Annotated in this window: 21 protein-coding genes; 11 read left to right on the plus strand and 10 right to left on the minus strand. The window is 72.0% G+C overall.

All coding sequences use genetic code 11. From position 1 onward, the window contains the following. Positions 1 to 55: 55 nt before the first annotated feature. Positions 56 to 1,027 (minus strand): tetratricopeptide repeat protein, encoded by a 972-nt coding sequence (locus tag ACIG0D_RS12945; RefSeq protein WP_399799376.1) that lies wholly within the window; start codon positions 1,025 to 1,027, stop codon positions 56 to 58. 236 nt (positions 1,028 to 1,263) lie between these two features. Between ACIG0D_RS12945 and ACIG0D_RS12950 the strand changes: the two genes are divergently transcribed. After that, a complete protein-coding gene (locus tag ACIG0D_RS12950) occupies positions 1,264 to 1,875 on the plus strand; it encodes a TetR/AcrR family transcriptional regulator (RefSeq protein ID WP_399799378.1) in 612 nt (203 codons plus the stop codon). Between the two features lie 57 nt (positions 1,876 to 1,932). Here the strand turns inward: ACIG0D_RS12950 and ACIG0D_RS12955 are convergent, their stop codons facing one another. The 3 genes from ACIG0D_RS12955 to ACIG0D_RS12965 all read right to left on the minus strand — a co-directional run bounded on the left by ACIG0D_RS12955 (position 1,933) and on the right by ACIG0D_RS12965 (position 4,622). Beyond that, a complete protein-coding gene (locus ACIG0D_RS12955; protein ID WP_399799381.1) occupies positions 1,933 to 3,633 on the minus strand; it encodes a methylmalonyl-CoA mutase in 1,701 nt (566 codons plus the stop codon). A gap of 73 nt (positions 3,634 to 3,706) precedes the next feature. Further along, entirely contained in the window at positions 3,707 to 4,045 is a 339-nt protein-coding gene (locus tag ACIG0D_RS12960) for a DUF3817 domain-containing protein (RefSeq protein ID WP_399799383.1), read from the minus strand. A 67-nt stretch (positions 4,046 to 4,112) separates the two neighbouring features. Beyond that, the gene (locus tag ACIG0D_RS12965; protein ID WP_399799386.1) at positions 4,113 to 4,622 is read right to left on the minus strand and encodes a MarR family winged helix-turn-helix transcriptional regulator; all 510 of its coding nucleotides are present in this window, start codon (positions 4,620 to 4,622) and stop codon (positions 4,113 to 4,115) included. Positions 4,623 to 4,786: 164 nt separating this feature from the next. Between ACIG0D_RS12965 and ACIG0D_RS12970 the strand changes: the two genes are divergently transcribed. From ACIG0D_RS12970 to ACIG0D_RS12980, 3 genes are read left to right on the plus strand one after another with little or no spacing between them, the layout of a single operon-like run. Then, the gene (locus ACIG0D_RS12970; protein WP_399799388.1) at positions 4,787 to 5,539 is read left to right on the plus strand and encodes a hypothetical protein; all 753 of its coding nucleotides are present in this window, start codon (positions 4,787 to 4,789) and stop codon (positions 5,537 to 5,539) included. Next, entirely contained in the window at positions 5,536 to 6,216 is a 681-nt protein-coding gene (locus ACIG0D_RS12975) for a DUF4166 domain-containing protein (protein WP_399799391.1), read from the plus strand. The genes ACIG0D_RS12970 and ACIG0D_RS12975 overlap by 4 nt, the downstream gene beginning before the upstream one ends. Continuing rightward, complete coding sequence (locus ACIG0D_RS12980; RefSeq protein WP_399799393.1) at positions 6,213 to 6,863, plus strand: TetR/AcrR family transcriptional regulator; 651 nt, start codon at positions 6,213 to 6,215, stop codon at positions 6,861 to 6,863. The genes ACIG0D_RS12975 and ACIG0D_RS12980 overlap by 4 nt, the downstream gene beginning before the upstream one ends. Positions 6,864 to 6,870: 7 nt before the next feature. Here the strand turns inward: ACIG0D_RS12980 and ACIG0D_RS12985 are convergent, their stop codons facing one another. Both ACIG0D_RS12985 and ACIG0D_RS12990 read right to left on the minus strand, forming a co-directional pair. Next, positions 6,871 to 7,167: an MTH1187 family thiamine-binding protein gene (locus ACIG0D_RS12985; protein WP_399799396.1), complete on the minus strand. Its 297-nt coding sequence runs from the start codon at positions 7,165 to 7,167 to the stop codon at positions 6,871 to 6,873. Next, a complete protein-coding gene (locus tag ACIG0D_RS12990; protein ID WP_399799398.1) occupies positions 7,164 to 7,514 on the minus strand; it encodes a DUF3817 domain-containing protein in 351 nt (116 codons plus the stop codon). Before ACIG0D_RS12990 ends, ACIG0D_RS12985 begins: the two co-directional genes overlap by 4 nt. A 174-nt stretch (positions 7,515 to 7,688) precedes the next feature. Here ACIG0D_RS12990 and ACIG0D_RS12995 point away from each other — a divergent pair, with 174 nt between their 5' ends. The 4 genes from ACIG0D_RS12995 to ACIG0D_RS13010 all read left to right on the plus strand — a co-directional run bounded on the left by ACIG0D_RS12995 (position 7,689) and on the right by ACIG0D_RS13010 (position 10,339). Further along, complete coding sequence (locus ACIG0D_RS12995) at positions 7,689 to 8,321, plus strand: AIM24 family protein (RefSeq protein WP_399800272.1); 633 nt, start codon at positions 7,689 to 7,691, stop codon at positions 8,319 to 8,321. 1 nt (position 8,322) lies between these two features. Beyond that, positions 8,323 to 8,973 carry an AIM24 family protein gene (locus ACIG0D_RS13000; protein WP_399799400.1) on the plus strand — a complete coding sequence of 217 codons (651 nt, stop codon included), beginning with the start codon at positions 8,323 to 8,325 and terminating at the stop codon, positions 8,971 to 8,973. Further along, positions 8,970 to 9,770: an AIM24 family protein gene (locus ACIG0D_RS13005; RefSeq protein ID WP_399799403.1), complete on the plus strand. Its 801-nt coding sequence runs from the start codon at positions 8,970 to 8,972 to the stop codon at positions 9,768 to 9,770. Before ACIG0D_RS13000 ends, ACIG0D_RS13005 begins: the two co-directional genes overlap by 4 nt. Positions 9,771 to 9,862: 92 nt before the next feature. Beyond that, complete coding sequence (locus ACIG0D_RS13010; protein ID WP_365764444.1) at positions 9,863 to 10,339, plus strand: MarR family transcriptional regulator; 477 nt, start codon at positions 9,863 to 9,865, stop codon at positions 10,337 to 10,339. An 18-nt stretch (positions 10,340 to 10,357) separates the two neighbouring features. Here ACIG0D_RS13010 and ACIG0D_RS13015 read toward each other — a convergent pair whose 3' ends face one another. Together ACIG0D_RS13015 and ACIG0D_RS13020 are read right to left on the minus strand one after the other, a co-directional pair. After that, positions 10,358 to 11,770, minus strand: a complete 1,413-nt coding sequence (locus tag ACIG0D_RS13015) for a sensor histidine kinase (RefSeq protein ID WP_399799405.1) — start codon at positions 11,768 to 11,770, stop codon at positions 10,358 to 10,360. Continuing rightward, the gene (locus ACIG0D_RS13020; protein ID WP_399799407.1) at positions 11,767 to 12,432 is read right to left on the minus strand and encodes a response regulator transcription factor; all 666 of its coding nucleotides are present in this window, start codon (positions 12,430 to 12,432) and stop codon (positions 11,767 to 11,769) included. The genes ACIG0D_RS13015 and ACIG0D_RS13020 overlap by 4 nt, the downstream gene beginning before the upstream one ends. A 119-nt stretch (positions 12,433 to 12,551) precedes the next feature. Here ACIG0D_RS13020 and ACIG0D_RS13025 point away from each other — a divergent pair, with 119 nt between their 5' ends. After that, positions 12,552 to 13,160, plus strand: coding sequence for a PepSY domain-containing protein (locus ACIG0D_RS13025; RefSeq protein WP_399799409.1), 609 nt, complete (start codon positions 12,552 to 12,554; stop codon positions 13,158 to 13,160). Between the two features lie 199 nt (positions 13,161 to 13,359). On the opposite strand, the gene meaB is transcribed toward ACIG0D_RS13025, so the two are convergent. After that, on the minus strand, positions 13,360 to 14,316 hold the full coding sequence (gene meaB / locus ACIG0D_RS13030; protein ID WP_365758156.1) for a methylmalonyl Co-A mutase-associated GTPase MeaB: 957 nt from the start codon (positions 14,314 to 14,316) through the stop codon (positions 13,360 to 13,362). A gap of 44 nt (positions 14,317 to 14,360) precedes the next feature. Beyond that, positions 14,361 to 15,575, minus strand: coding sequence for an acetyl-CoA C-acetyltransferase (locus ACIG0D_RS13035; protein ID WP_399799412.1), 1,215 nt, complete (start codon positions 15,573 to 15,575; stop codon positions 14,361 to 14,363). Between the two features lie 146 nt (positions 15,576 to 15,721). Between ACIG0D_RS13035 and mce the strand changes: the two genes are divergently transcribed. Both mce and scy read left to right on the plus strand, forming a co-directional pair. Beyond that, positions 15,722 to 16,162, plus strand: a complete 441-nt coding sequence (gene mce, locus ACIG0D_RS13040) for a methylmalonyl-CoA epimerase (RefSeq protein ID WP_399799414.1) — start codon at positions 15,722 to 15,724, stop codon at positions 16,160 to 16,162. Positions 16,163 to 16,373: 211 nt separating this feature from the next. Beyond that, positions 16,374 to 20,486, plus strand: coding sequence for a polarized growth protein Scy (gene scy, locus ACIG0D_RS13045; protein WP_399799416.1), 4,113 nt, complete (start codon positions 16,374 to 16,376; stop codon positions 20,484 to 20,486). The last annotated feature ends 40 nt before the right edge of the window (positions 20,487 to 20,526 follow it).

Raw genomic sequence — 20,526 nt, forward strand, 5'->3', positions numbered from 1 at the left:
CCACGAGGGCAGCCGCGCCCCTTGCGGAACACGGCTGGAAAGGGCCGTAAAAGGGCTAGAACAGAGCGCGTGCCAGCGCTCTGCGGGCCGCGGTCACCCGCGGGTCGTCGGCCCCCACGACCTCGAACAGCTCCAGCAGCCGCACCCGGGCCGCGTCCCGGTCGTCGCCGGCCGTGCGCCCGACGGTCTCGATGAGCCGACCGAACGCGTCCTCGACATGCCCGCCGACCAGATCCAGGTCGGCCGCGGCGATCTGCGCCTGGACGTCGGCCGGCTTCTCGGCGGCGTCCTTGCGCACCTGCTGCGGGTCCATGCCCTGCACCCGCTGGAGCAACTCGGCCTGCGCGAGGCCGAGCTTGGCCTCCGGGTTGGCCGGGTCGTCGGCGAGCACGTTCTTGTACGCCTGGATGGCCCCGCCCAGGTCGCCCGCGTCCAGCGCCTGCGCGGCGGCGTTCAGCGCGGTCTCGTGCGGACCGGCCGGCTGCGCGGGCGGCTCGGCCGCGCCGGGCTCGGCCTCCGGGTCGACGGTGAGACCGGTCAGGCCGAAGCGCTGCTCGGCGACGGTGACCAGCTGGTCGAGGACCTGCCGGATCTGCGGCTCCGGAGAGGCCCCCTGGAAGAGCGGCAGCGCCTGCCCCGCGACGACCGCGAAGACGGCCGGGATGCCCTGGATCCCGAACTGCTGCATCAGCATCTGGTTGGCGTCGACGTCGATCTTGGCGAGGACGAAGCGCCCGTTGTACTCGACGGCCAGCCGCTCCAGGACCGGGCTCAGCTGCTTGCAGGGCTGGCACCACTCGGCCCAGAAGTCGATGACGACCGGGACTTCGGTGGAGCGCTGGAGGACGTCGCGTTCGAAGGTGGCCTCGTCGACGTCGATGACGAGATCGGCCGGGGAGACGGCCCCGCCCCCGCCCTGGCGGGCCGCTTGGGCGCGCGCCTGCTCCGCCTTCGCCTTGGCCTCCTGGGCCGCCTTGACCGCGGCGAGGTCGACGACGCCGCTCATGGACATGTTCCGTGGCTGCATGCGTCTATCCTCCCCCGTTCCCGCGCGTGTGTGAAAAGCGGTGTCAAAAGCCGGCGCCGGGTCCCCACCCCACGCCCTGTGGTCATCGCTCACGTGTGCCGTGTCCGTTCGGACGCACACGCTTTCGCTACGAGTCGTAGCGTAATACCGGGCGCGCTCCTCCGGACACCCCGCACCGGTGATCTCGCTCACTGTGGCCACGAAACGCTTGCGGACGGCCGGATATGGTCGACGCCATGCAGAGCCGCACCCCCGCCGGCCGCGCCGGACGCCCACGCAGCGCCGCCGCCGACGCCGCCATCCTGGCCGCGACCCGGGCGGCCCTGGTGGAACTCGGCTGGTCGAAACTCACCCTGGGAGACGTCGCGACCCGCGCCGGGGTTGCGAAGACGACGCTCTATCGCCGCTGGGCGGGCAAGAACGAGCTGGTCGTCGACGCGGTCGCGGAACTGTTCGACGAACTCCGCCTCCCCGACCGGGGCACGCTCGCCGCCGACATCGAGGGTGTGATCCTCCAGTTCGCCGCGATCCTGGCGCGGCCGGAGGCGAAGAGCGGACTGATGGCGGTTCTGGCCGAATCCACGCGCGACGCCGCCCTGCGCGAGCGGATCCGCACCTCGATCGTCGACCGCCAGAAGCGCCTGGTCCTGGAGGGCCGCGCCCGCGCGCAGCGACGCGGCGAACTGCCTCCCGAGACCGATCCCGAGGACGCGGCCCGCACCGCGGACCTGATCTTCGACGTGGTGGCGGGCGCGGTGGTCCACCGCGAACTGGTCAGCGCGGAGCCGGTGGACGAGGACTGGGTGCGCAGCTTCACCCGGCTTCTGCTCCAGGGGCTGTCCGCCTAGGAAAAGCGTTCGGGGGCGGGCGCGTCGGCACCCGCCCCCGGCTCCACTCGGCTCGGCTCAGAACCCGGCGGGCTCGGTGTACACGCCCCACTCGTCGCGCAGCACCCCGCAGATCTCGCCCAGGGTCGCCTCGGCGCGCACGGCCTCCAGCATGGGCTCGATCATGTTGGAGCCGTCGCGGGCGGCGGCCAGCATCCCGTCGAGCGCGGTCCGGACCCGGGCCTCGTCGCGCTCGGCGCGGCGCGCGGCGAGCACCCGCACCTGCTCCCGCTCCACCTCGTGGCTGACGCGCAGGATCTCCAGGTCGCCGGTGACCGACCCCGTGTGGGCGTTGACGCCCACGACCTTCTTGTCGCCTTTCTCCAAAGCCTGCTGGTAGCGGAACGCGGACTCGGCGATCTCGCCGGTGAACCAGCCGTCCTCGATGCCGCGCAGGATGCCGGAGGTCATCGGCCCGATGGGGTGCTGCCCGTCGGGGTGGGCCCGCAGGCCGCGCTCCTTGATCTGCTCGAAGATCTTCTCGGCGTCCGCCTCGATCCGGTCGGTGAGCTGCTCGACGTACCAGGAACCGCCCAGCGGGTCGGCGACGTTGGCGACGCCGGTCTCCTCCATCAGCACCTGCTGGGTGCGCAGCGCGATCTCCGCGGCCTGCTCGCTCGGCAGGGCCAGGGTCTCGTCGAGCGCGTTGGTGTGCAGCGAGTTGGTCCCGCCGAGCACCGCGGCCAGGGCCTCGACGGCCGTCCGCACGACGTTGTTGTACGGCTGCTGCGCGGTCAGCGAGACGCCGGCGGTCTGGGTGTGGAAGCGCAGCCACTGCGCCTTCTCGTTCTTCGCGCCGTAGACGTCGCGCATCCAGCGGGCCCAGATCCGGCGCGCGGCGCGGAACTTGGCGATCTCCTCGAAGAAGTCGACGTGCGCGTCGAAGAAGAAGGACAGTCCGGGCGCGAAGACATCGACGTCGAGCCCGCGCGAGAGCCCCAGTTCCACGTACCCGAAACCGTCGGCCAGCGTGTACGCCAGCTCCTGCGCGGCCGTCGCGCCCGCCTCGCGGATGTGGTAGCCGGAGACGGAGAGGGGCTTGTAGGCGGGGATGTTGGCGCTGGTGTACTCCATCAGGTCGCCGATGAGGCGCAGATGGGGCTCGGGCTGGAAGAGCCACTCCTTCTGGGCGATGTACTCCTTGAAGATGTCCGTCTGGAGCGTGCCGTTGAGGCGCGAGATGTCGGCGCCCTGCCGCTCGGCGGCCACCAGGTACATGCAGAAGACGGGCACGGCGGGCCCGCTGATGGTCATCGAGGTGGTGACGTCCCCGAGCGGGATGTCCCGGAACAGCACGTCCATGTCGGCCGCGGAGTCGATGGCCACCCCGCAGTGGCCGACCTCGCCGAGCGAGCGCGGGTCGTCGGAGTCACGCCCCATCAGCGTCGGCATGTCGAAGGCCACGGAGAGGCCGCCGCCGCCGGCGGCCAGGATCATCTTGTACCGCTCGTTGGTCTGCTCGGCGTTCCCGAATCCGGCGAACTGCCGGATGGTCCACGTCCGCCCCCGGTACCCGGTCGGATACAGGCCGCGCGTGAAGGGGAACTCCCCGGGCCACCCGATCCGCTCGAAGCCCTCGTAGACGTCCCCCGGCCGGGGACCGTACACCGGTTCCACGGGGTCTCCGGAGAGCGTGGTGAAATCCGCGTCGCGCTTGCGCGCTGCGTCGTACCGGGCCTGCCAGCGTCGGCGACCCTCCTCGATGGCGTCAGCGTCCATACCTTCGAATTTACTAGGACGTCCTAGTAAATGTCGATGGCTGACAGCCGTACGTGTCCGTACGGCTGTGCGCTTACGCCTTGGCGACCGCCGGCGAGCCCTCGGCGACCTTGGCCTCCAGCTCGCGGCTGATCTTCCGCTCGACGAAGAACGCGGCGGTGGGAATGGTCCCGGCCAGCAGCACCCACGCCTGCTTGGCGATCGGCCACCTGGCCTTGGAGCCCAGGTCGAAGGCGAAGATCAGGTAGACCACGTACAGCCAGCCGTGGGCGATGCTGACGACCTTGGTGAAGTCCGCCGCGCCGTCGCTGTGGAGCGCGTACTTGCCGATCATGCCGAAGGTCAGCAGGACGAGCAGCACACCGGTGACGTAGGCCATGACGCGGTAGCGCGTCAGCACGCTCTTTTTCATGCGTACGAGCGTAACCAGGCGTTCCGGGAGATCTTGGCCGGGGTCCCGGCCGGGGTACCGGGTGCCGTCACTCCTCTTCGAAGTCGTGTGCCGCCACCCGCAGCGGCCGCAGCATCGCGAAGATCTCCGCGCATTCCTCGGCGTCGTAGACGCCGAGCCCGAAATCCATGGCCATCAGGTCGCGGGTGGCGGCCTCGACGACCTCGCGGCCCTTGTCGGTGATGGAGGCGAGGGTGCCGCGGCCGTCGTTCGGGTTGGGGCGTTTGTCGACGAGGCCGGACTTGACCAGGCGGTCCACGGTGTTCGTCACGGACGTCGGGTGGACCATGAGGCGTTCGCCGATCTTGGACATGGGCAGTTCGCCGGCCTTGGAGAAGGTGAGCAGCACCAGCGCCTCGTACCGCGCGAAGGTCAGTCCGTACGGCTTGACCACCGCGTCGACCTCGGCGAGCAGGATCTGGTGCGCCCGCATGATCGAGGTGATCGCGGCCATGGACGGCACGTTCCCCCAGCGCTGCTTCCAGAGTTCGTCGGCGCGGGCGATGGGGTCGAAAGGAAGGCTGAGCGGCTTCGGCACGTCATCAGAGCCTACCGGCCGGTCATATGCCGGTCAGCTCTGTCTCGCCTTTCGGTCTCCACTCGTTCTACGCCTCTTCTTTGAGCAGTCGCTCAAATCAGTGCTACCGTCCTGTCCTGCCGTTTGAGCGGACGCTCAAAACGAACACGGACTGGGGGATTCCGATGGGGCTCTATATAGAGGCACGGATCAGAACCGACCTCGACGACCTCTGGGCCCGCACCCAGGAGCCCGCCCAGCACCAGCGCTGGGACCTCCGCTTCACCGAGATCACCCTCCTCCCGCGCGCGGAGGGCACACCGCAGCGCTTCCGGTACGCCACGCGCGTGCTGCCGTTCCTGACGATCGCCGGCACCGGCGTCTCGGCCGGCGAGCGGGAGCGGCCCGACGGCACCCGCACCTCCGCGCTGCGCTTCTCCTCCCCGCATCCGCTGTCCCTGCTCGCAGAGGGCAGCGGCTACTGGCGGTACGTGCCGGACGGCGACGGCATCCGCTTCCTCACCGGCTACGACTACCGGCCCCGCTGGGGCGCCTTCGGCGCGCTCGCGGACCGCTGGGTGTTCCGCCCCCTCATGGGCTGGGCCACGGCCTGGTCGTTCGACCGGCTGCGGCTCTGGCTGGAGCGGGGCATCACCCCGGAGCGCGCGCTGTGGAACTGGCTGGCGGAACTGGCCGTCCGCGCGGTGGTCGTCGCGGTCGCCGTCACCGGCCTCGGCCTCGGTTCCGCGCTGCGCCTGCTGGGCCCGTTCGCGGCGTCGACGGCGTACCTCTGCCCGCTCCTGCTGGCGGTCGCGATCTGCCTGGCCCTGTTCAAGGAGCCTCTGTCCTGCACCCCGGCCGCCCGCCGCTGCCTGCGCACCCCGCCCACCCGCGTGCGTGCGCCCCGCCTGCTGAGCACCCTGGAGAACCCGCGATGACCTCGATCTTCCGTACGGTCATGGGCGCCGACTTCGACCGTCTGCACCCGCGGCTCCAGCGCCGCTTCTCCGTCGGCCTGGCGAGCGGCGAGGCCTGCACCGGCCGGGGCGTCATGACCCGGATCTGGCACGGCGGGGCGTTCGTCAGACCGTTCCTCGCCCTCGGCGCCACCCGCAACATCCTCGTGCCGCGCACCGGCCGGAACGTGCCCTTCACCATCGAGAACGTCCCCTACACCGACACCTTCGGCCGGGAGACGGTGAGCTTCGTGCGCACCTTCGGGCTGCCCGGCCGCCCCCGCCGCTTCGACGCCCAGATGGTGGTCAGCCCCAAGGGCGACCGCGTCCTCGACTACCTCGGCACCCACCAGCACCTCGCCAGCGAGCTGCACCCGAGCGCCGAGCCCGACGGCTCGCTGCTGATCCGCTCCGGCGAGCACCGCTTCCGCGAGGGCCCCGTCGACGTCCGCGTGCCCGCCCTGATCGGCGCGACGGCGGAGGTCCGCGAGTCCTACGACGACGCGGCCGGCCGCTTCCGCATCCAGGTCCGCGTGGTCAACGACCGCTTCGGCCCGCTCTTCGGCTACGAGGGCACCTTCACGGCGACGTACACCGACATCCGGACCTGCGGCGTACGCCCCGGCCTGCGTCCCGTCCGCGAGGAGGCCCGCGCATGAGCCCCGAGACCGCCAAGGCGCAGGAGACCAAGACCAAGCTGCTGGAGGGCGCCCTGCGCACCCTCACCGAACAGGGGATCGCCAAGACCTCGGCGCGCACCGTCGCGGCGGCGGCCGGCGTGAACCAGGCGCTGGTCTTCTACCACTTCGGTTCGGTCGACGAACTGCTGGCGGCGGCCTGCCGGTACGGCGCCGAGCAGGCCGTCTCCCGCTACCGCGCGCGCCTCGCCGAGGTCACGTCGCTCTCCGAGCTGCTGGCGCTGGGCCGGGCGATCCACGAGGAGGAGCGGGCCGGCGGCCATGTCGCCCTCCTCGGCCAGCTCCTCGCCGGCGCGCAGACGCACAGCGCCCTGGGCCCCGCCACGGCGGGCGGCCTCCAGCTGTGGATCGACGAGATAGAGCAGGTCCTGACCCGGGTCCTGGCCGGGACGCCCTTCGGCGAGTTCACCGACCCCGCGGGGCTGGCCCGCGCGGTGGCGGCGTCGTTCGTGGGGATCGAGCTGTACGAAGGGGTGGACGCGGCGGGCGCGGCGTCGGCGCTGGACGCGCTGGAGCAGCTCGGTGTGCTGGTGAGCGCCCTGGAGGCGCTGGGTCCGGTGGCCCAGCGGGCCGTACGGCACCATCTGCGCCGCACGGCCCGTCGCTGAGGCGGTGCTACTCGGCGGCCAGGTGCCGTTCGACGGTCTCCACCTTGGAGGTGAGGCCGTCGGTGACGCCGGGCCGGATGTCCGCCTTGAGGACGAGGGACACGCGCGGCGCCCGCGCCTCCACGGCGGCCACGGCCCGCTTGACGACGTCCATCACCTCGTCCCACTCGCCCTCGATCGAGGTGAACATCGCGTCGGTGCGGTTGGACAGGCCGGACTCCCGGACCACGCGCACGGCGTCGGCGACGTACTCCCCCACGTCCTCACCGACGCCGAGCGGGGTCACGGAAAAGGCGACGATCATGCGTTGACGACCCCCTCGTTGCGGGCGCGGGCCGCGATCACCGCGTCCTCGGCCTCACGGCGCAGCCGGCGCTCGGCGACGAAGCCGCCGCCGGGGATGATCGAGTAGGCGAAGTACAGCAGCCCCGTCTTCGTGTCCCACTTGGTGCGGTTCCAGGCGTCCGCCCAGAAGATCACGTACAGGACGAACAGCACGCCGTGGATCGGGCCCAGCACCGGGGCGACGTCGAAACCGGACGCGACCGTGTACTTGATGATCGTGCAGGCCGCGAGAATGATCCAGGAGATGCCCTCCGGCACGGAGACCAGACGGAGGCGTCGGATGGCGGAAGCGGTCTTGAGGTCCACGGGTCACCTTCGGTGGGAGATTGCGGTCGCCGGTTTGTGAACGCACGCACAAGCGCGCGTCCATTGTGGCAAACGGCCACCCCCGGGACGCGTCAGGGGTCCGCTCCGGGTCCGTTCAGGGTCGCGAGCCCTGTCGGCGGGCCTCCTGCGGCGGCTACCGTCACCGACGTGGCGATGTTCCGACTTCAGGGCGGCAGGGTGCTCGCCGTCGACATGACCGGGGACGCCGTGCGCGCCAAGAACGGGTCGATGGTCGCGTACGACGGACAGATGGCGTTCAAGAAGCTGAGCGGGGGTGGTGAGGGGATCCGGGGCATGGTGACCCGGCGGATCACCGGCGAGCAGATGACCGTGATGGAGGTGAAGGGGCACGGCACGTGCTGGTTCGCGGACCGGGCGTCCGAGATCAGCCTCGTGACGCTCCAGGGCGACAAGCTGTTCGTGGAGTCGAGCAATCTGCTCGCGACCGACGGCGGGCTGCGCACCGGCACCGGTTTCACCGGACTGCGCGGCGCCTCGCAGGGCAACGGGCTGTTCACGACCACCGTCGAGGGGCACGGGCAGGCGGCGATCACCTCGGACGGGCCCGCGGTGGTGCTGCGGGTCAGCCCGCAGTATCCGCTCTCGGTCGACCCGGGGGCGTATGTGGCGCACCAGGGGAACCTGCGGCAGTCCTTCCAGTCCGGCGTGACGTTCCGCACGTTCCTCGGCGAGGGCGGCGGCGAGGCCTTCCAGATCCGCTTCGAGGGGGACGGGCTGGTCTACGTGCAGCCCAGCGAGCGGAACACGATCGCGGGGGACGTGTGAGATGACCTTCCGGGAGATCAATCCGAAGATGGTCGAGGCCACCGTCGCGCCGGGGCAGCGGCTGTTCAGTCAGCGCGGCGCGATGCTCGCCTACCGGGGCGAGGTGACCTTCACCCCGAACCTGGCGGGCGGCCGGGGCGGGGTGATGTCGATGATCGGCCGCCGGCTGGCCGACGAGGACACCCCCCTGATGACCGTGGAGGGCAACGGCACGGTCCTGTTCGGGCACGGCGGGCACCACGTCCAGGTGATCAACCTCGCCGGCGACACCCTGTACGTCGAGGCGGACCGGCTGCTCGCCTTCGAGGGCACGCTCCAGCAGGGGACGATGTTCATGGGCTCGCAGGGCGGCGTCATGGGCATGGTGCGCGGCCAGGTCACCGGGCAGGGGCTGTTCACCACCACCCTCAAGGGCCACGGGTCCGTCGCCGTGATGGCGCACGGCGGTGTGCTCGAGATCCCGATCACCCCGCAGCGCCCGGTGCACGTGGATCCGCAGGCGTACGTCGCCCACCACGGTGACGTCCGCAACAAGCTGTCGGCCGCGCTGGGCTGGCGGGACATGGTGGGCCGCGGGTCCGGCGAGGCGTTCCAGCTGGAGCTGAGCGGCAGCGGCGCGGTCTACGTCCAGGCCTCGGAGGAGAAGCTGTGAGCACCTACGCGACGCCCGGCGGCGGCCCGGTGGTCTTCGACCCCGCGACGCTCCCCGCCGACGACAACGTGAACCCGTACACCTTCTGCGTGGAGCTGGAGGGGACCCGGTGGTTCCTGCAGAAGGGGAAGATGATCGCCTACTACGGCTCGATCGAGTTCAACGGCATCGGGCACGGCCGGCTGGAGCGGCTGGTGCGCACGGCGTTCCACTCCCCGCTGCACGCCTCCGACTGGGTGGTGGCGGAGGGTTCGGGGAAGATGCTGCTCGCCGACCGGGCCTTCGATGTGAACTCGTACGACCTGGAGGACGGCAATCTGACCGTTCGGGCAGGCAATCTGCTCGCTTTTCAGCCAACTCTCTCCCTCAAGCAGTCGATCGTGCCCGGCTTTCTGACACTCCTCGGAACCGGGAGGTTCGTGGCCGCATCTAACGGTCCGGTGGTGTTCATGGAACCCCCGATCCGGGTGGACCCGCAGGCGCTCGTCGGCTGGGCCGACTGCCCGTCACCGTGCCATCACTACGACCACGGGTACCTGACGGGTGTTCTGGGCGGTCTACGTGCGATGACGGGCCTCGGCGGGGCCTCCGGAGAGGAGCATCAGTTCGAGTTCGTGGGAGCGGGCACCGTCCTGCTCCAGTCCACCGAGACCCTCGTTCCCGGGCAGGATCCGGGTGCGGTTCCGCAGCAGGCGGGAGTGCCCGGCGGCGGCACGCCGGGAGGGCACGGGGGGCCGGCCGGGGCACCGCGCCTTCCCGGACAGCTGGGAGACCTCCAGCGTCGCTTCGGGCTGTGAGCGGTAGTCTGCGGAGTGTGACATCGAACGCGTGCGCACTGTCACACCACCTAAACTAGTTCACCTTTCAACTTCTTAGGTAGACTTCATTCATGGAGACCGAGACGGCCACGCGCTGGCTGACCGATGCGGAGCAGTGTGCCTGGCGCACCCACCTGGAGGTCAACAGACTGTTGACATACCAGCTCGAAAAGGACCTGCAGCCGTTCGGCCTGACGATGAACGACTACGAGATCCTGGTGAATCTCTCCGAGTCGGACGATCTGCGGATGCGAATGAGCGACCTGGCCTCCGCCACCCTGCAGTCCAAGAGCCGCCTCTCGCACCAGATCACGCGCATGGAGAACGCCGGCCTGGTGCGCCGGGAGAACTGCGAGTCCGACCGCCGGGGACTGTTCGCGGTCCTCACCGACCACGGCATGGAGACGATGCGGAAGGTCGCCCCGCACCACGTGGCGTCCGTGCGCAGGCACTTCATCGACCTCCTCTCCCCCGAGGCCCTGACCGAGCTCGACAAGGCCCTCAAGCCCATCGCCGAGCATCTGCGCGGCCAGCGCGGACGCCCCTGACCGCACAGTGCCAGAGGACTAGGCCAGTGGCAGGCGGAGTTCGAACAGGGCTCCGCCGCCCGGCGCCGCACCGGCCGTGAGAGTTCCGCCGTGCCGGACGGCCACGTCGCGGGCGATCGCCAGGCCCAGCCCGGCGCCGCCCTCGTCCCGGCTGCGGGCGTCGTCCAGCCGGACGAACCGCTCGAAGATCCGCTCCCGGTCGCCCTCCGGCACCCCGTCGCCGTCGTCGGCGACCCGCACCACGGCCGCCCGGCCCCCCTCCCGCCGTACGGTCACGGTGACCGCCGAACGCGCGTGCCGCTCGGCGTTGTCCAGCAGATTGGCCAGCACCCGGCCCAGCTGGCCGCGTGATCCGGCCACTTCCGCACCGGCCGCCCCGGCCTCGACGGTCACCATCGGCCGCCCCGCCGCCTCCTCCCGGGCCAGCGCCACCACGTCGACCCGGGTGCCGGCGGGCCGCTCCCCCGCGTCCAGCCGGGCGAGCAGCAGCAGGTCGGCGGCGAGCCGTTGCAGCCGTACGGTGTCCTCGACCGCGCCGTCCAGGTCCAGCAGCTCGGGATGGGCGGCGGCCACCTCGAGCTGGGTGCGCAGCGAGGCGATCGGGCTGCGCAGCTCGTGGGAGGCGTCGGCGACGAACCGGCGCTGACGCTCCACCGAGGTCTCCAGCGCGGCCAACGTCTCGTTGGTGGTGCGGGCCAGGCGGGCGATCTCGTCGTGGGTGCCGGGCTCGGGCACCCGCCGGGACAGGTCCTCCGAGGCGGTGATCTCCGCCATCTCGCGGCGGATGTCCTCGACCGGGCGCAGGGCGCGCCGGGTGACCAGCCAGGTCACCGCGGCCACGACGGCCAGCAGCAGCGGGAACCCGATCAGCATCGCGCCGGAGGCGGTGCGCACCGCGTCCTGCTGGGCCGCGAGCGAGGCACCGGCGTAGACGCGGACCGTCTCGTCGCGCGCGTCGGTGACCTCCGCCGCGGCGAAGCGGTACTCCTCGCGCTCGCCGTCCACGGTGGCGGTGCCCTGCCCGTGCCAGTCGATCTCCCCGAGTTCGCCGAGTTCGCCGGGCTCCGGGGTCTCCCGGTCGTCGTCCTCCGGCTCGGCCGCGGGGCTGCGGAGCGGGGTGACGCCGGACGCGCCGGTGCCACCGATGGCCTCCAGTCCCTCGCTCACGGCCAGCACCCGGCCCTCCTCGTCGACGATCTGGACCGGGTTGTCGTCGCCGTCCGGCAGGTCGAGGCCGGCGTACGGGGTGCGGGCGGCGATCTGGGCGGCGACCTGGCGGGCGACACCGTCGGCCTCGGAGTCCGCCCGGCTCTCCAGGTTGCCCCGCAGCGACAGCAGGACGGCCGCACCGGCCGCGAGCAGCGCGACGGCGACCACGAGCGTCGCGGCCAGCGTGGCGCGCGCCCGCACGGAACCGAACAGGCGGCTCATCGCGGGGCCTCCAGACGGTAGCCGGCGCCCCGGACGGTGCGGATCAGCCCGGCGCCCAGCTTGCGGCGCAGCGCGCTGACGTACACCTCGACGATGTTCGGATCGCCCTCGTAGGCGAAGTCCCAGACGTGCTCCAGGATCTGCCCCTTGGACACCACCTCGCCCGCGCGCAGCGCGAGCTGCTCCAGCACCGCGAACTCCTTGGCCGTGAGAGGCACTTCCGCGCCGTCCTTCTCCACCCGCCGGGCGCCGGTGTCCAGCCGCAGCTCGCCGACCGTGATCACCGGTGCTCCGCCGCCCGTGTTCCGGCGGCGCAGCAGCGCCTTGATCCGGGCCACCAGGACGACGTACGAGAACGGCTTGGTCAGGTAGTCGTCGGCGCCGGTGTCCAGGCCCTCGGCCTCGTCGTACTCGCCGTCCTTGGCGGTCAGCATCAGGATCGGCACGTCGTTGCCGGCGGCGCGCAGGGCGGAGCAGACGCGGTAGCCGTTCATCCCCGGCAGCATGATGTCGAGGACGACCAGGTCGTACGGCGACTCGCTCGCCCGGTGCAGGCCCTCCAGGCCGTCGTGGACGACGTCCACGGCGTAGCCCTCGGCGGTCAGGCCCTTGGCCAGGGACAGGGCGAGGCGTCTCTCGTCCTCGACGATCAGCAGGCGCATGGAGTACAGGGTCGCAAAGCGAAGCTGAAGCGGTCTTCAGGCGGCTTCAGCGTGGCTTCAGGTTCGGCTCGGCAGGGTGGATCACGTCGAAACCGAGCGAGTCGACCTGGAGGGTCCTCATGAAGCGCAACATCGTCATCGCCGCCGTCACCGCGACCGCCCTGATCGGTGGTGGAGCGGCGGTCGCCTTCGCGAACGGTGACGACGGGGCGAAGAGTGTCGTCGCGGACGGCTCCACCGACCGGGCGCCGGCGAGCAAGGTGACCGCCGTGCAGGCCATCGACGCCGCGCTGAAGGAGCGGGCGGGCACGGTGGTCTCCGTGGACCTGGACGACGACCGGGACGACGACGCCGGGGACGACGACCGTGACGTCGCCGCCTGGGAGGTCGACGTCCTGGGCTCCGGCACCACCTCGTACACCGTCCGGGTGGACCCGGCGAGCGGGAAGATCCTCGGCACCGAGACCGACCACGACGAGGACGACGCCGCGGAGGCGCGGCGCGTGCTCAAGGGTGCGGACGTGGACGCCCGTGAGGCCGCGCGGGCCGCTGCCGCGAAGGGTGTGGTGACGTCCGTGGACCTGGACGACGAGGGGCGCTCCGCGGGGTGGAGCGCGGAGACCGCCAAGTCCGAGCGGGACTGGCACGTCGACCTGAAGACGGGGAAGGTCACGGCGGAGCGGGATGACTCCGGTTCCGGCTCGGACTCCGACTCCGACGAGGACTGAGCGGGGTAGGTCCTGCCGGGCTGGGCTTCGTCGCCGGGTGCGGGCAGCGGAGGGTTGCTCGCGCAGTTCCCCGCGCCCCTCGAACGCGGCTCCGCCGCGTGGGCGCGTCAGCGCCCAAAGGGGCGCGGGGAACTGCGCGACCAGCCCCCACGAACCCGCACCCGGCGACGCGGCGCAACCCCCCTGGACGTCAGCCGCCCTAGGCCTCCGTCAGCCCCGCCACCAGCTCGTCCGCCGCGCGGTAGGGATCCAGCTCCCCCGCGACGATCCGCTCGGCCAGTGCGCTGAGCCTGCGGTCGCCGTGGAGGTCGCCGATGCGTTCGCGCAGGGCGGTGACCGCGATGGTCTCGACCTCGCGGGAGGCGCGGGCGAGGCGGCGTTCGGTGAGGACGCCGCGTTCCTCCATCCACGCCCGGTGCTTCTCCAGGGCCTCGACGACCTCGTCGACGCCCTCACCGCGCGCGGCGACCGTCTTGACGATCGGGGGCCGCCAGTCGCCGGGGCCGCGGGACTCGCCGAGGCCGAGCATGTGGTTCAGTTCGCGGGCGGTCGCGTCGGCGCCGTCGCGGTCGGCCTTGTTGACGACGTAGACGTCGCCGATCTCCAGGATTCCGGCCTTCGCCGCCTGGATGCCGTCGCCCATGCCGGGGGCCAGGAGGACGACGGAGGTGTCCGCCTGGGAGGCGATCTCGACCTCCGACTGCCCCACGCCGACCGTCTCGACGAGGATCACGTCGCAGCCCGCGGCGTCCAGGACGCGGATCGCCTGGGGCGCGGCCCAGGCGAGGCCGCCGAGGTGGCCGCGGGTGGCCATGGAGCGGATGTAGACGCCGGGGTCGGAGGCGTGCTCCGACATGCGGACGCGGTCGCCGAGGAGGGCGCCGCCGGAGAACGGGGACGACGGGTCGACGGCCAGGACGCCGACCCGCTTGCCCTGCTTGCGGTACGCGGTGACCAGCGCGGACGTGGACGTGGACTTGCCGACGCCCGGGGAGCCGGTCAGGCCGACGACGTACGCGTTGCCGGTCAGCGGGGCGAGCGCGGCCATGACCTCCCTGAGCTGCGGGGACGCCCCCTCCACCAGGGAGATCAGCCGGGCCACGGCCCGTGGCCGGCCTTCCCTGGCCTGGGCGACCAGCGAGGAGACGTCCTGCATCACAGCTCCGTTCACTAGAGATCCGCTCGTCCGCTTCCGGGAACTCAGGCCTTCGGCACCCGCACGATCAGCGCGTCGCCCTGACCGCCGCCACCGCACAGCGCCGCCGCGCCGACACCGCCGCCGCGACGCTTCAGCTCCAGCGCGAGGTGCAGCACGAGACGGGCGCCGGACATGCCGATCGGGTGCCCCAGGGCGATGGCACCACCGTTGACGTTCACCTTTTCGATGGAAACGCCAAGGTCCTTCATTGACTGCACGGCGACGGCGGCGAAGGCCTCGTTGATCTCGATCAGGTCGAGGTCGGAGACCTCCAGGCCCTCCTTCTTCAGGGCGTGCGCGATCGCGTTCGACGGCTGCGACTGCAAAGAGTTGTCGGGACCGGCGACGTTGCCGTGCGCGCCGATCTCGGCGATCCAGTCCAGGCCCAGCTCCTGCGCCTTGGCCTTGCTCATGACCACCACGGCGGCGGCGCCGTCGGAGATCTGCGAGGAGGAGCCGGCGGTGATCGTGCCCTCCTTGGAGAACGCCGGGCGCAGCTTCGCCAGGGACTCCACGGTGGTGTCGCCGCGGATGCCCTCGTCCTTGCTGAAGAGAACGGGGTCACCCTTGCGCTGCGGGATCTCGACCGGGGTGATCTCGGCCTCGAAGATGCCGTTCTTCTGCGCGGCGGCGGCCCGCTGGTGGGACAGGGCGGCGATCTCGTCCTGCGCCTCGCGGCTGATGCCGAGGCGGCTGTTGTGCTTCTCCGTGGACTCGCCCATGGCGATGTTCTCGAAGGCGTCGGTCAGACCGTCGTACGCCATCGCGTCGAGCATCTGCACCGCGCCGTACTTGAAGCCCTCGCGGGACTTCGGGAGCAGGTGGGGCGCGTTGGTCATCGACTCCTGGCCGCCCGCGACGACGATGTCGAACTCGCCGGCGCGGATCAGCTGGTCGGCCAGCGCGATGGCGTCGAGGCCGGAGAGGCACACCTTGTTGATGGTGAGCGCCGGGACGTTCATGGGGATGCCCGCCTTGACGGCCGCCTGGCGGGCCGGGATCTGGCCCGCGCCGGCCTGGAGCACCTGGCCCATGATCACGTACTGCACCTGGTCGCCGCCGATCCCCGCACGGTCGAGGGCGGCCTTGATCGCGAAGCCGCCGAGGTCGGCTCCGGAGAAGGACTTCAGCGAGCCGAGCAGCCGCCCCATCGGGGTACGCGCACCCGCGACGATGACGGACGTCGTGCCGTTTGTCCCAGAAGTTCCAGAAGACATGAGCTGCGATCCCCTTACCGGCTGCACAGCCGAGGAGTGAACGAGGGTTTACTCGAATGTACTGAGCGGTATCCCGCCCGTCATCGGGCTGTCGGTGTGATCGCGCGCACGTTGCGTAACCACCTCCGGAGCGCTGCACTGAGTCCATGCTGACGCGAATCGACCACATCGGGATCGCCTGTTTCGACCTCGACAAGACCGTCGAGTTCTACCGTGCCACCTACGGCTTCGAAGTGTTCCACTCCGAGGTCAACGAAGAGCAGGGCGTGCGCGAGGCCATGCTCAAGATCAACGATACGTCCGACGGCGGGGCGTCGTACCTCCAGCTCCTCGAACCCACCCGCGAGGACTCCACCGTCGCCAAGTGGCTCGCCAAGAACGGCGAGGGCGTGCACCACATCGCCTTCGGCACCGCGGACGTCGACGGGGACGCGGCCGCCATCAAGGACAAGGGCGTGCGGGTGCTCTACGACGAGCCCCGGCGCGGCTCCATGGGGTCGCGGATCACCTTCCTGCACCCCAAGGACTGCCATGGCGTCCTGACAGAACTGGTCACTTCGGCGCCTGTTGAGTCACCTGAGCACTGACCCTCGTACATAGGGGCCGGTAGGGTTGGGGTCGGTCGCCCCGCTTCCACCGGGGCGACCCGTGCCGGGGTCCGGGTTTCGGGGGACGAGCGTCGGGGCAGCAGCCCGTGTTCCGTCGTTGATCTGACACCATTCCCCGGGGGCCCCGTTCGGCGGATGGACGGAGCTCGTTTGGAGAGACTTGCGACCAGGGGACGGATGGGACCGCGCAGTGCGGGGCTACGAGAGCCAGGAGCGAGAGCCGGCGGCTGACGTCGACCACCTCTCTCGGTTCGAGGCCGAGATGAAGCGGCTGAGGACCGAGCGGGAAAAGGCCATCCAGCACGCCGAGGACCTCGGCTACCAGGTCGAGGTGTTGCGGGCCAAGCTGCACGAGGCGCGCCGCACCCTCATGACCCGGCCCGCCTACGACAGCGCCGACATCGGCTATCAGGCCGAACAGTTGCTGCGCAACGCGCAGATGCAGGCCGACCAGATCCGCGCCGACGCCGAGCGCGAGCTGAGCCAGGCCCGCGCGCAGACCCAGCGCATCCTCCAGGAGCACGCCGAGCAGGCCGCCCGGCTCCAGGCCGAGCTGCATCAGGAGGCCGTGACCCGGCGCCAGCAGCTCGACCAGGAGCTGGCGGAGCGCCGGCAGACCGTCGAGTCGCACGTCAACGAGAACGTGGCGTGGGCGGAGCAGCTGCGCGCCCGCACCGAGCAGCAGGCGCGCCGGCTGCTGGAGGAGTCCCGCGCGGAGGCCGAGCAGGCGATGGCCGCCGCCCGCGCGGAGGCCGAACGGCTCACCGCCGAGGCCCGCCAGCGCCTCCAGTCCGAGGCCGAGGCGGCCCGCGCGGAGGCCGAACAGCTGCTGCGCCGCGCCCGCGCGGACGCCGAGCGGCTGCTCAACGCGGCCTCCACGCAGGCGCAGGAGGCCACCGACCACGCCGAGCAGCTGCGCACCTCCACCGCCACCGAGTCGGAGGCCGCCCGCCGGCAGGCCGCCGAGCTGAGCCGCGCCGCCGAGCAGCGGATGGCACAGGCCGAGGAGGCGCTGCGCAAGGCGCAGTCCGAGGCGGAGAAGCTGGTCACCGAGGCGAAGGAGGCCGCCGCCAAGACCCTGGCGAGCGCCGAGGCCGCCAACGAGACGCGCACCCGCACCGCCAAGGAGCAGGTCGCCCGGCTGGTCAGCGAGGCCACCAAGGAGGCCGAGTCCACCAAGGCGGAGGCCGAGCAGCTGGTCGCGGACGCCCGCGCGGAGGCCGAGAAGATCGTCGCGGAGGCCGTCGAGAAGGCCCGTACGATCGCCGCCGAGGAGACCGCCACCCAGCTGTCGAAGGCGGCGAAGACCGCCGAGGACGTGCTGACCAAGGCGTCCGAGGACGCCAAGAAGACCACCAAGGCCGCCGCCGAGGAGGCCGAGCGGATCCGCCGCGAGGCCGAGGCCGAGGCGGACCGGCTGCGCGCCGAGGCCCACGACATCGCCGAGCAGCTCAAGGGCGCGGCGAAGGACGACACCGAGGAGTACCGCGCCAAGACGGTCGAGTTGCAGGAGGAGGCCCGCCGGCTGCGCGGCGAGGCCGAGCAGCTGCGCGCCGACGCCGTCGAGGAGGGCGAGAAGATCCGCGCCGAGGCCCGCAAGGAGGCCGTGGCGCAGATCGAGGAGGCGGCGAAGTCCGCCGAGGAGCTGCTGGCGAAGGCGAAGGCCGACGCGGACGAGCTGCGCCGCACCGCCACCGCGGACAGCGAGAAGGTCCGCACCGAGGCCATCGAGCGGGCCACGACGCTGCGCCGGCAGGCCGAGGAGACCCTGGAGCGCACCCGCGCGGAGGCCGAGCGCCACCGCGAGGAGGCCGTCGAGCAGGCCGAGACCGTCAAGGCCGAGGCCGAGCGGGCCGCGCGCGAGATGCGCGAGGAGACCGAGCGGGCGGTCGCCGCCCGCCAGGCGGAGGCCGCCGACGAGCTGGCCCGCCTGCACGCGGAGGCCGAGCAGCGGCTGGCCGCGGCCGAGCAGGCGCTGACGGAGGCCCGCGAGGAGGCCGCCCGGATGCGCCGGGAGGCCGCCGAGGAGACCGACCGGCTGCGCGCCGAGTCCGCCGAGCGGATCCGTACGCTCCAGCAGCAGGCCGAGACGGAGGCCGAGCGGCTGCGCAACGAGGCCGCCGCCGACGCGTCCGCGTCCCGCGCGGAGGGCGAGGCCGTCGCCGTACGGCTGCGGTCGGAGGCCGCGGCGGAGGCGGAGCGGCTGAAGCAGGAGGCGCAGGAGAGCGCCGACCGGATGCGCGCCGAGGCGCAGGCCGCCGCCGAGCGGCTGGCCGCGGAGGCGTCGGAGACGCTGGCCGCCGCGCAGGAGGAGGCCGCCCGGCGCCGCCGCGAGGCCGAGGAGACGCTGGGCGCGGCCCGGCAGGAGGCCGACCAGGAGCGCGAGCGGGCCCGCGAGCAGAGCGAGGAGCTGCTGGCGAGCGCGCGCAAGCGCGTGGAGGAGGCGCAGGCCGAAGCGGTCCGGCTGGTCGAGGAGGCCGACCGGCGCGCCACCGAGATGGTGGCCGCGGCGGAGCAGCACGCCCAGCAGGTGCGCGACTCGGTCGCCGGGCTGCACGAGCAGGCGCAGGAGGAGATCCAGGGCCTGCGCAGCGCCGCCGAGCACGCGGCGGACCGTACCCGCCGGGAGGCCGAGGAGGAGGCGGACCGGGTCCGCGCCGACGCCTACGCCGAGCGGGAGCGGGCGAGCGAGGACGCGACCCGGCTGCGCCGCGAGGCCACCGAGGAGGTGGAGGCCGCCAAGGCGCTCGCGGAGCGCACCATGGCGGAGGCGCTGGCCGAGTCGGAGCGGGTGCGTTCGGACGCGTCCGAGTACGCCCAGCGGCTGCGCACGGAGGCGTCGGACAACCTGGCCGAGGCCGACCAGGCGGCGGCGCGCACCCGCGCGGACGCCCGCGAGGACGCCAACCGGATCCGCTCGGACGCGGCGACGCAGGCCGACACCCTCATCACGGAGGCGCGCGCCGAGGCCGAGCGCCTGACCACGGAGACGGCCGCCGAGGCCGAGCGGGTGCGCACCGAGGCGCTGACCGAGGCGGAGCGGCTCACCACCGAGACCACGGCCGAGGCCGAGCGGGTGCGCGGCGAGGCGCTGGCGGAGGCCGAGCGGGTCACGGCACAGGCGGCCGCGGAGGCCGAGCGTGTCACGACCGAGGCGGTCACCGAGGCGGAGCGGCTGCGTACGACGACCGCGACCGAGGCGGAGCGGGTGCGCACGGAGGCGCTGGCCGAGGCCGACCGCGTCACCACCGAGGCGCTGGCCGAGGCGGAGCGGGTGCGTACCGAGGCGGTCGCGAACGCCGAGCAGCTGCTCGCGGACGCCACCGGCGAGGCGGAGCGGCTGCGCGCCGAGGCCGCCGAGACGGTCGGGTCGGCGCAGGCGCACGCGGAGCGCATCCGCGCGGAGTCGGAGCGGGTCAAGTCCGAGGCGGCCGAGGAGGCCGAGCGGGTCACCACGGCGGCGCGCGAGGAGGCCGAGCGGACCCTGGACGAGGCCCGCAAGGAGGCCAACAAGCGGCGTTCGGAGGCGGCCGAGCAGGTCGACAAGCTCATCTCGGAGACCACCGCGGAGGTCGACAAGCTGCTCGCGGAGGCGCAGGAGCAGGCGCTGAAGACGACCGCGGACGCCGAGTCGCAGGCCGACACGATGGTGGGCGCGGCCCGCAAGGAGGCGGAGCGGATCGTCTCGGAGGCGACGATCGAGGGCAACTCCCTGGTGGAGAAGGCGCGTACGGACGCGGACGAGCTGCTGGTCGGCGCCCGCCGGGACGCGACGGCCATAAGGGAGCGCGCGGAGGAGCTGCGCGACCGCATCACCACCGAGATCGAGGAGCTGCACGAGCGGGCCCGCCGCGAGGCCGCCGACACGATGAAGTCGACCGGCGACCGCTGCGACGCGCTGATCAAGGCCGCCGAGGAGCAGCTGGCCAAGGCCGAGGCGAAGGCGAAGGAGCTGGTGTCGGAGGCCAACTCCGAGGCCGGCAAGGTGCGGATCGCCGCGGTGAAGAAGGCCGAGGGGCTGCTGAAGGAGGCCGAGCAGAAGAAGGCCAAGCTCGTCAAGGAGGCCGAGGAGCTGAAGGCCGAGGCGGTGCGCGAGGCCAAGCGCACGGTCGAGGAGGGCAAGCGCGAGCTGGAGATCCTGATGCGCCGTCGCGAGGACATCAACGCGGAGATCTCCCGTGTCCAGGACGTGCTGGAGGCGTTGGAGTCTTTTGAGGCGCCGGCGGCCGGCAAGGACGGTGGCGTCAAGGCCGGTGCGACGGTGGGCGCGCCTCGTTCGGGTGGCAAGTCGTCGGACGGGTAGCCAGGGAGACGGTCAGCGGTGTTTGCTGGAGCCTTTGGCC

It is taken from the genome of Streptomyces sp. NPDC052773, assembly GCF_044547145.1.
GTDB lineage: Bacteria > Actinomycetota > Actinomycetes > Streptomycetales > Streptomycetaceae > Streptomyces.

Coding starts and splice junctions, on each gene's coding strand:
- ACIG0D_RS12945 (WP_399799376.1), bottom strand. CDS start 1,027: ATGCAGCCACGGAACATGTCCATGAGCGGCGTCGTCGACCTCGCCGCG.
- ACIG0D_RS12950 (WP_399799378.1), top strand. CDS start 1,264: ATGCAGAGCCGCACCCCCGCCGGCCGCGCCGGACGCCCACGCAGCGCC.
- ACIG0D_RS12955 (WP_399799381.1), bottom strand. CDS start 3,633: ATGGACGCTGACGCCATCGAGGAGGGTCGCCGACGCTGGCAGGCCCGG.
- ACIG0D_RS12960 (WP_399799383.1), bottom strand. CDS start 4,045: ATGAAAAAGAGCGTGCTGACGCGCTACCGCGTCATGGCCTACGTCACC.
- ACIG0D_RS12970 (WP_399799388.1), top strand. CDS start 4,787: ATGGGGCTCTATATAGAGGCACGGATCAGAACCGACCTCGACGACCTC.
- ACIG0D_RS12975 (WP_399799391.1), top strand. CDS start 5,536: ATGACCTCGATCTTCCGTACGGTCATGGGCGCCGACTTCGACCGTCTG.
- ACIG0D_RS12980 (WP_399799393.1), top strand. CDS start 6,213: ATGAGCCCCGAGACCGCCAAGGCGCAGGAGACCAAGACCAAGCTGCTG.
- ACIG0D_RS12985 (WP_399799396.1), bottom strand. CDS start 7,167: ATGATCGTCGCCTTTTCCGTGACCCCGCTCGGCGTCGGTGAGGACGTG.
- ACIG0D_RS12995 (WP_399800272.1), top strand. CDS start 7,689: ATGTTCCGACTTCAGGGCGGCAGGGTGCTCGCCGTCGACATGACCGGG.
- ACIG0D_RS13000 (WP_399799400.1), top strand. CDS start 8,323: ATGACCTTCCGGGAGATCAATCCGAAGATGGTCGAGGCCACCGTCGCG.
- ACIG0D_RS13010 (WP_365764444.1), top strand. CDS start 9,863: ATGGAGACCGAGACGGCCACGCGCTGGCTGACCGATGCGGAGCAGTGT.
- ACIG0D_RS13015 (WP_399799405.1), bottom strand. CDS start 11,770: ATGAGCCGCCTGTTCGGTTCCGTGCGGGCGCGCGCCACGCTGGCCGCG.
- ACIG0D_RS13020 (WP_399799407.1), bottom strand. CDS start 12,432: ATGCGCCTGCTGATCGTCGAGGACGAGAGACGCCTCGCCCTGTCCCTG.
- ACIG0D_RS13025 (WP_399799409.1), top strand. CDS start 12,552: ATGAAGCGCAACATCGTCATCGCCGCCGTCACCGCGACCGCCCTGATC.
- meaB (WP_365758156.1), bottom strand. CDS start 14,316: ATGCAGGACGTCTCCTCGCTGGTCGCCCAGGCCAGGGAAGGCCGGCCA.
- ACIG0D_RS13035 (WP_399799412.1), bottom strand. CDS start 15,575: ATGTCTTCTGGAACTTCTGGGACAAACGGCACGACGTCCGTCATCGTC.
- mce (WP_399799414.1), top strand. CDS start 15,722: ATGCTGACGCGAATCGACCACATCGGGATCGCCTGTTTCGACCTCGAC.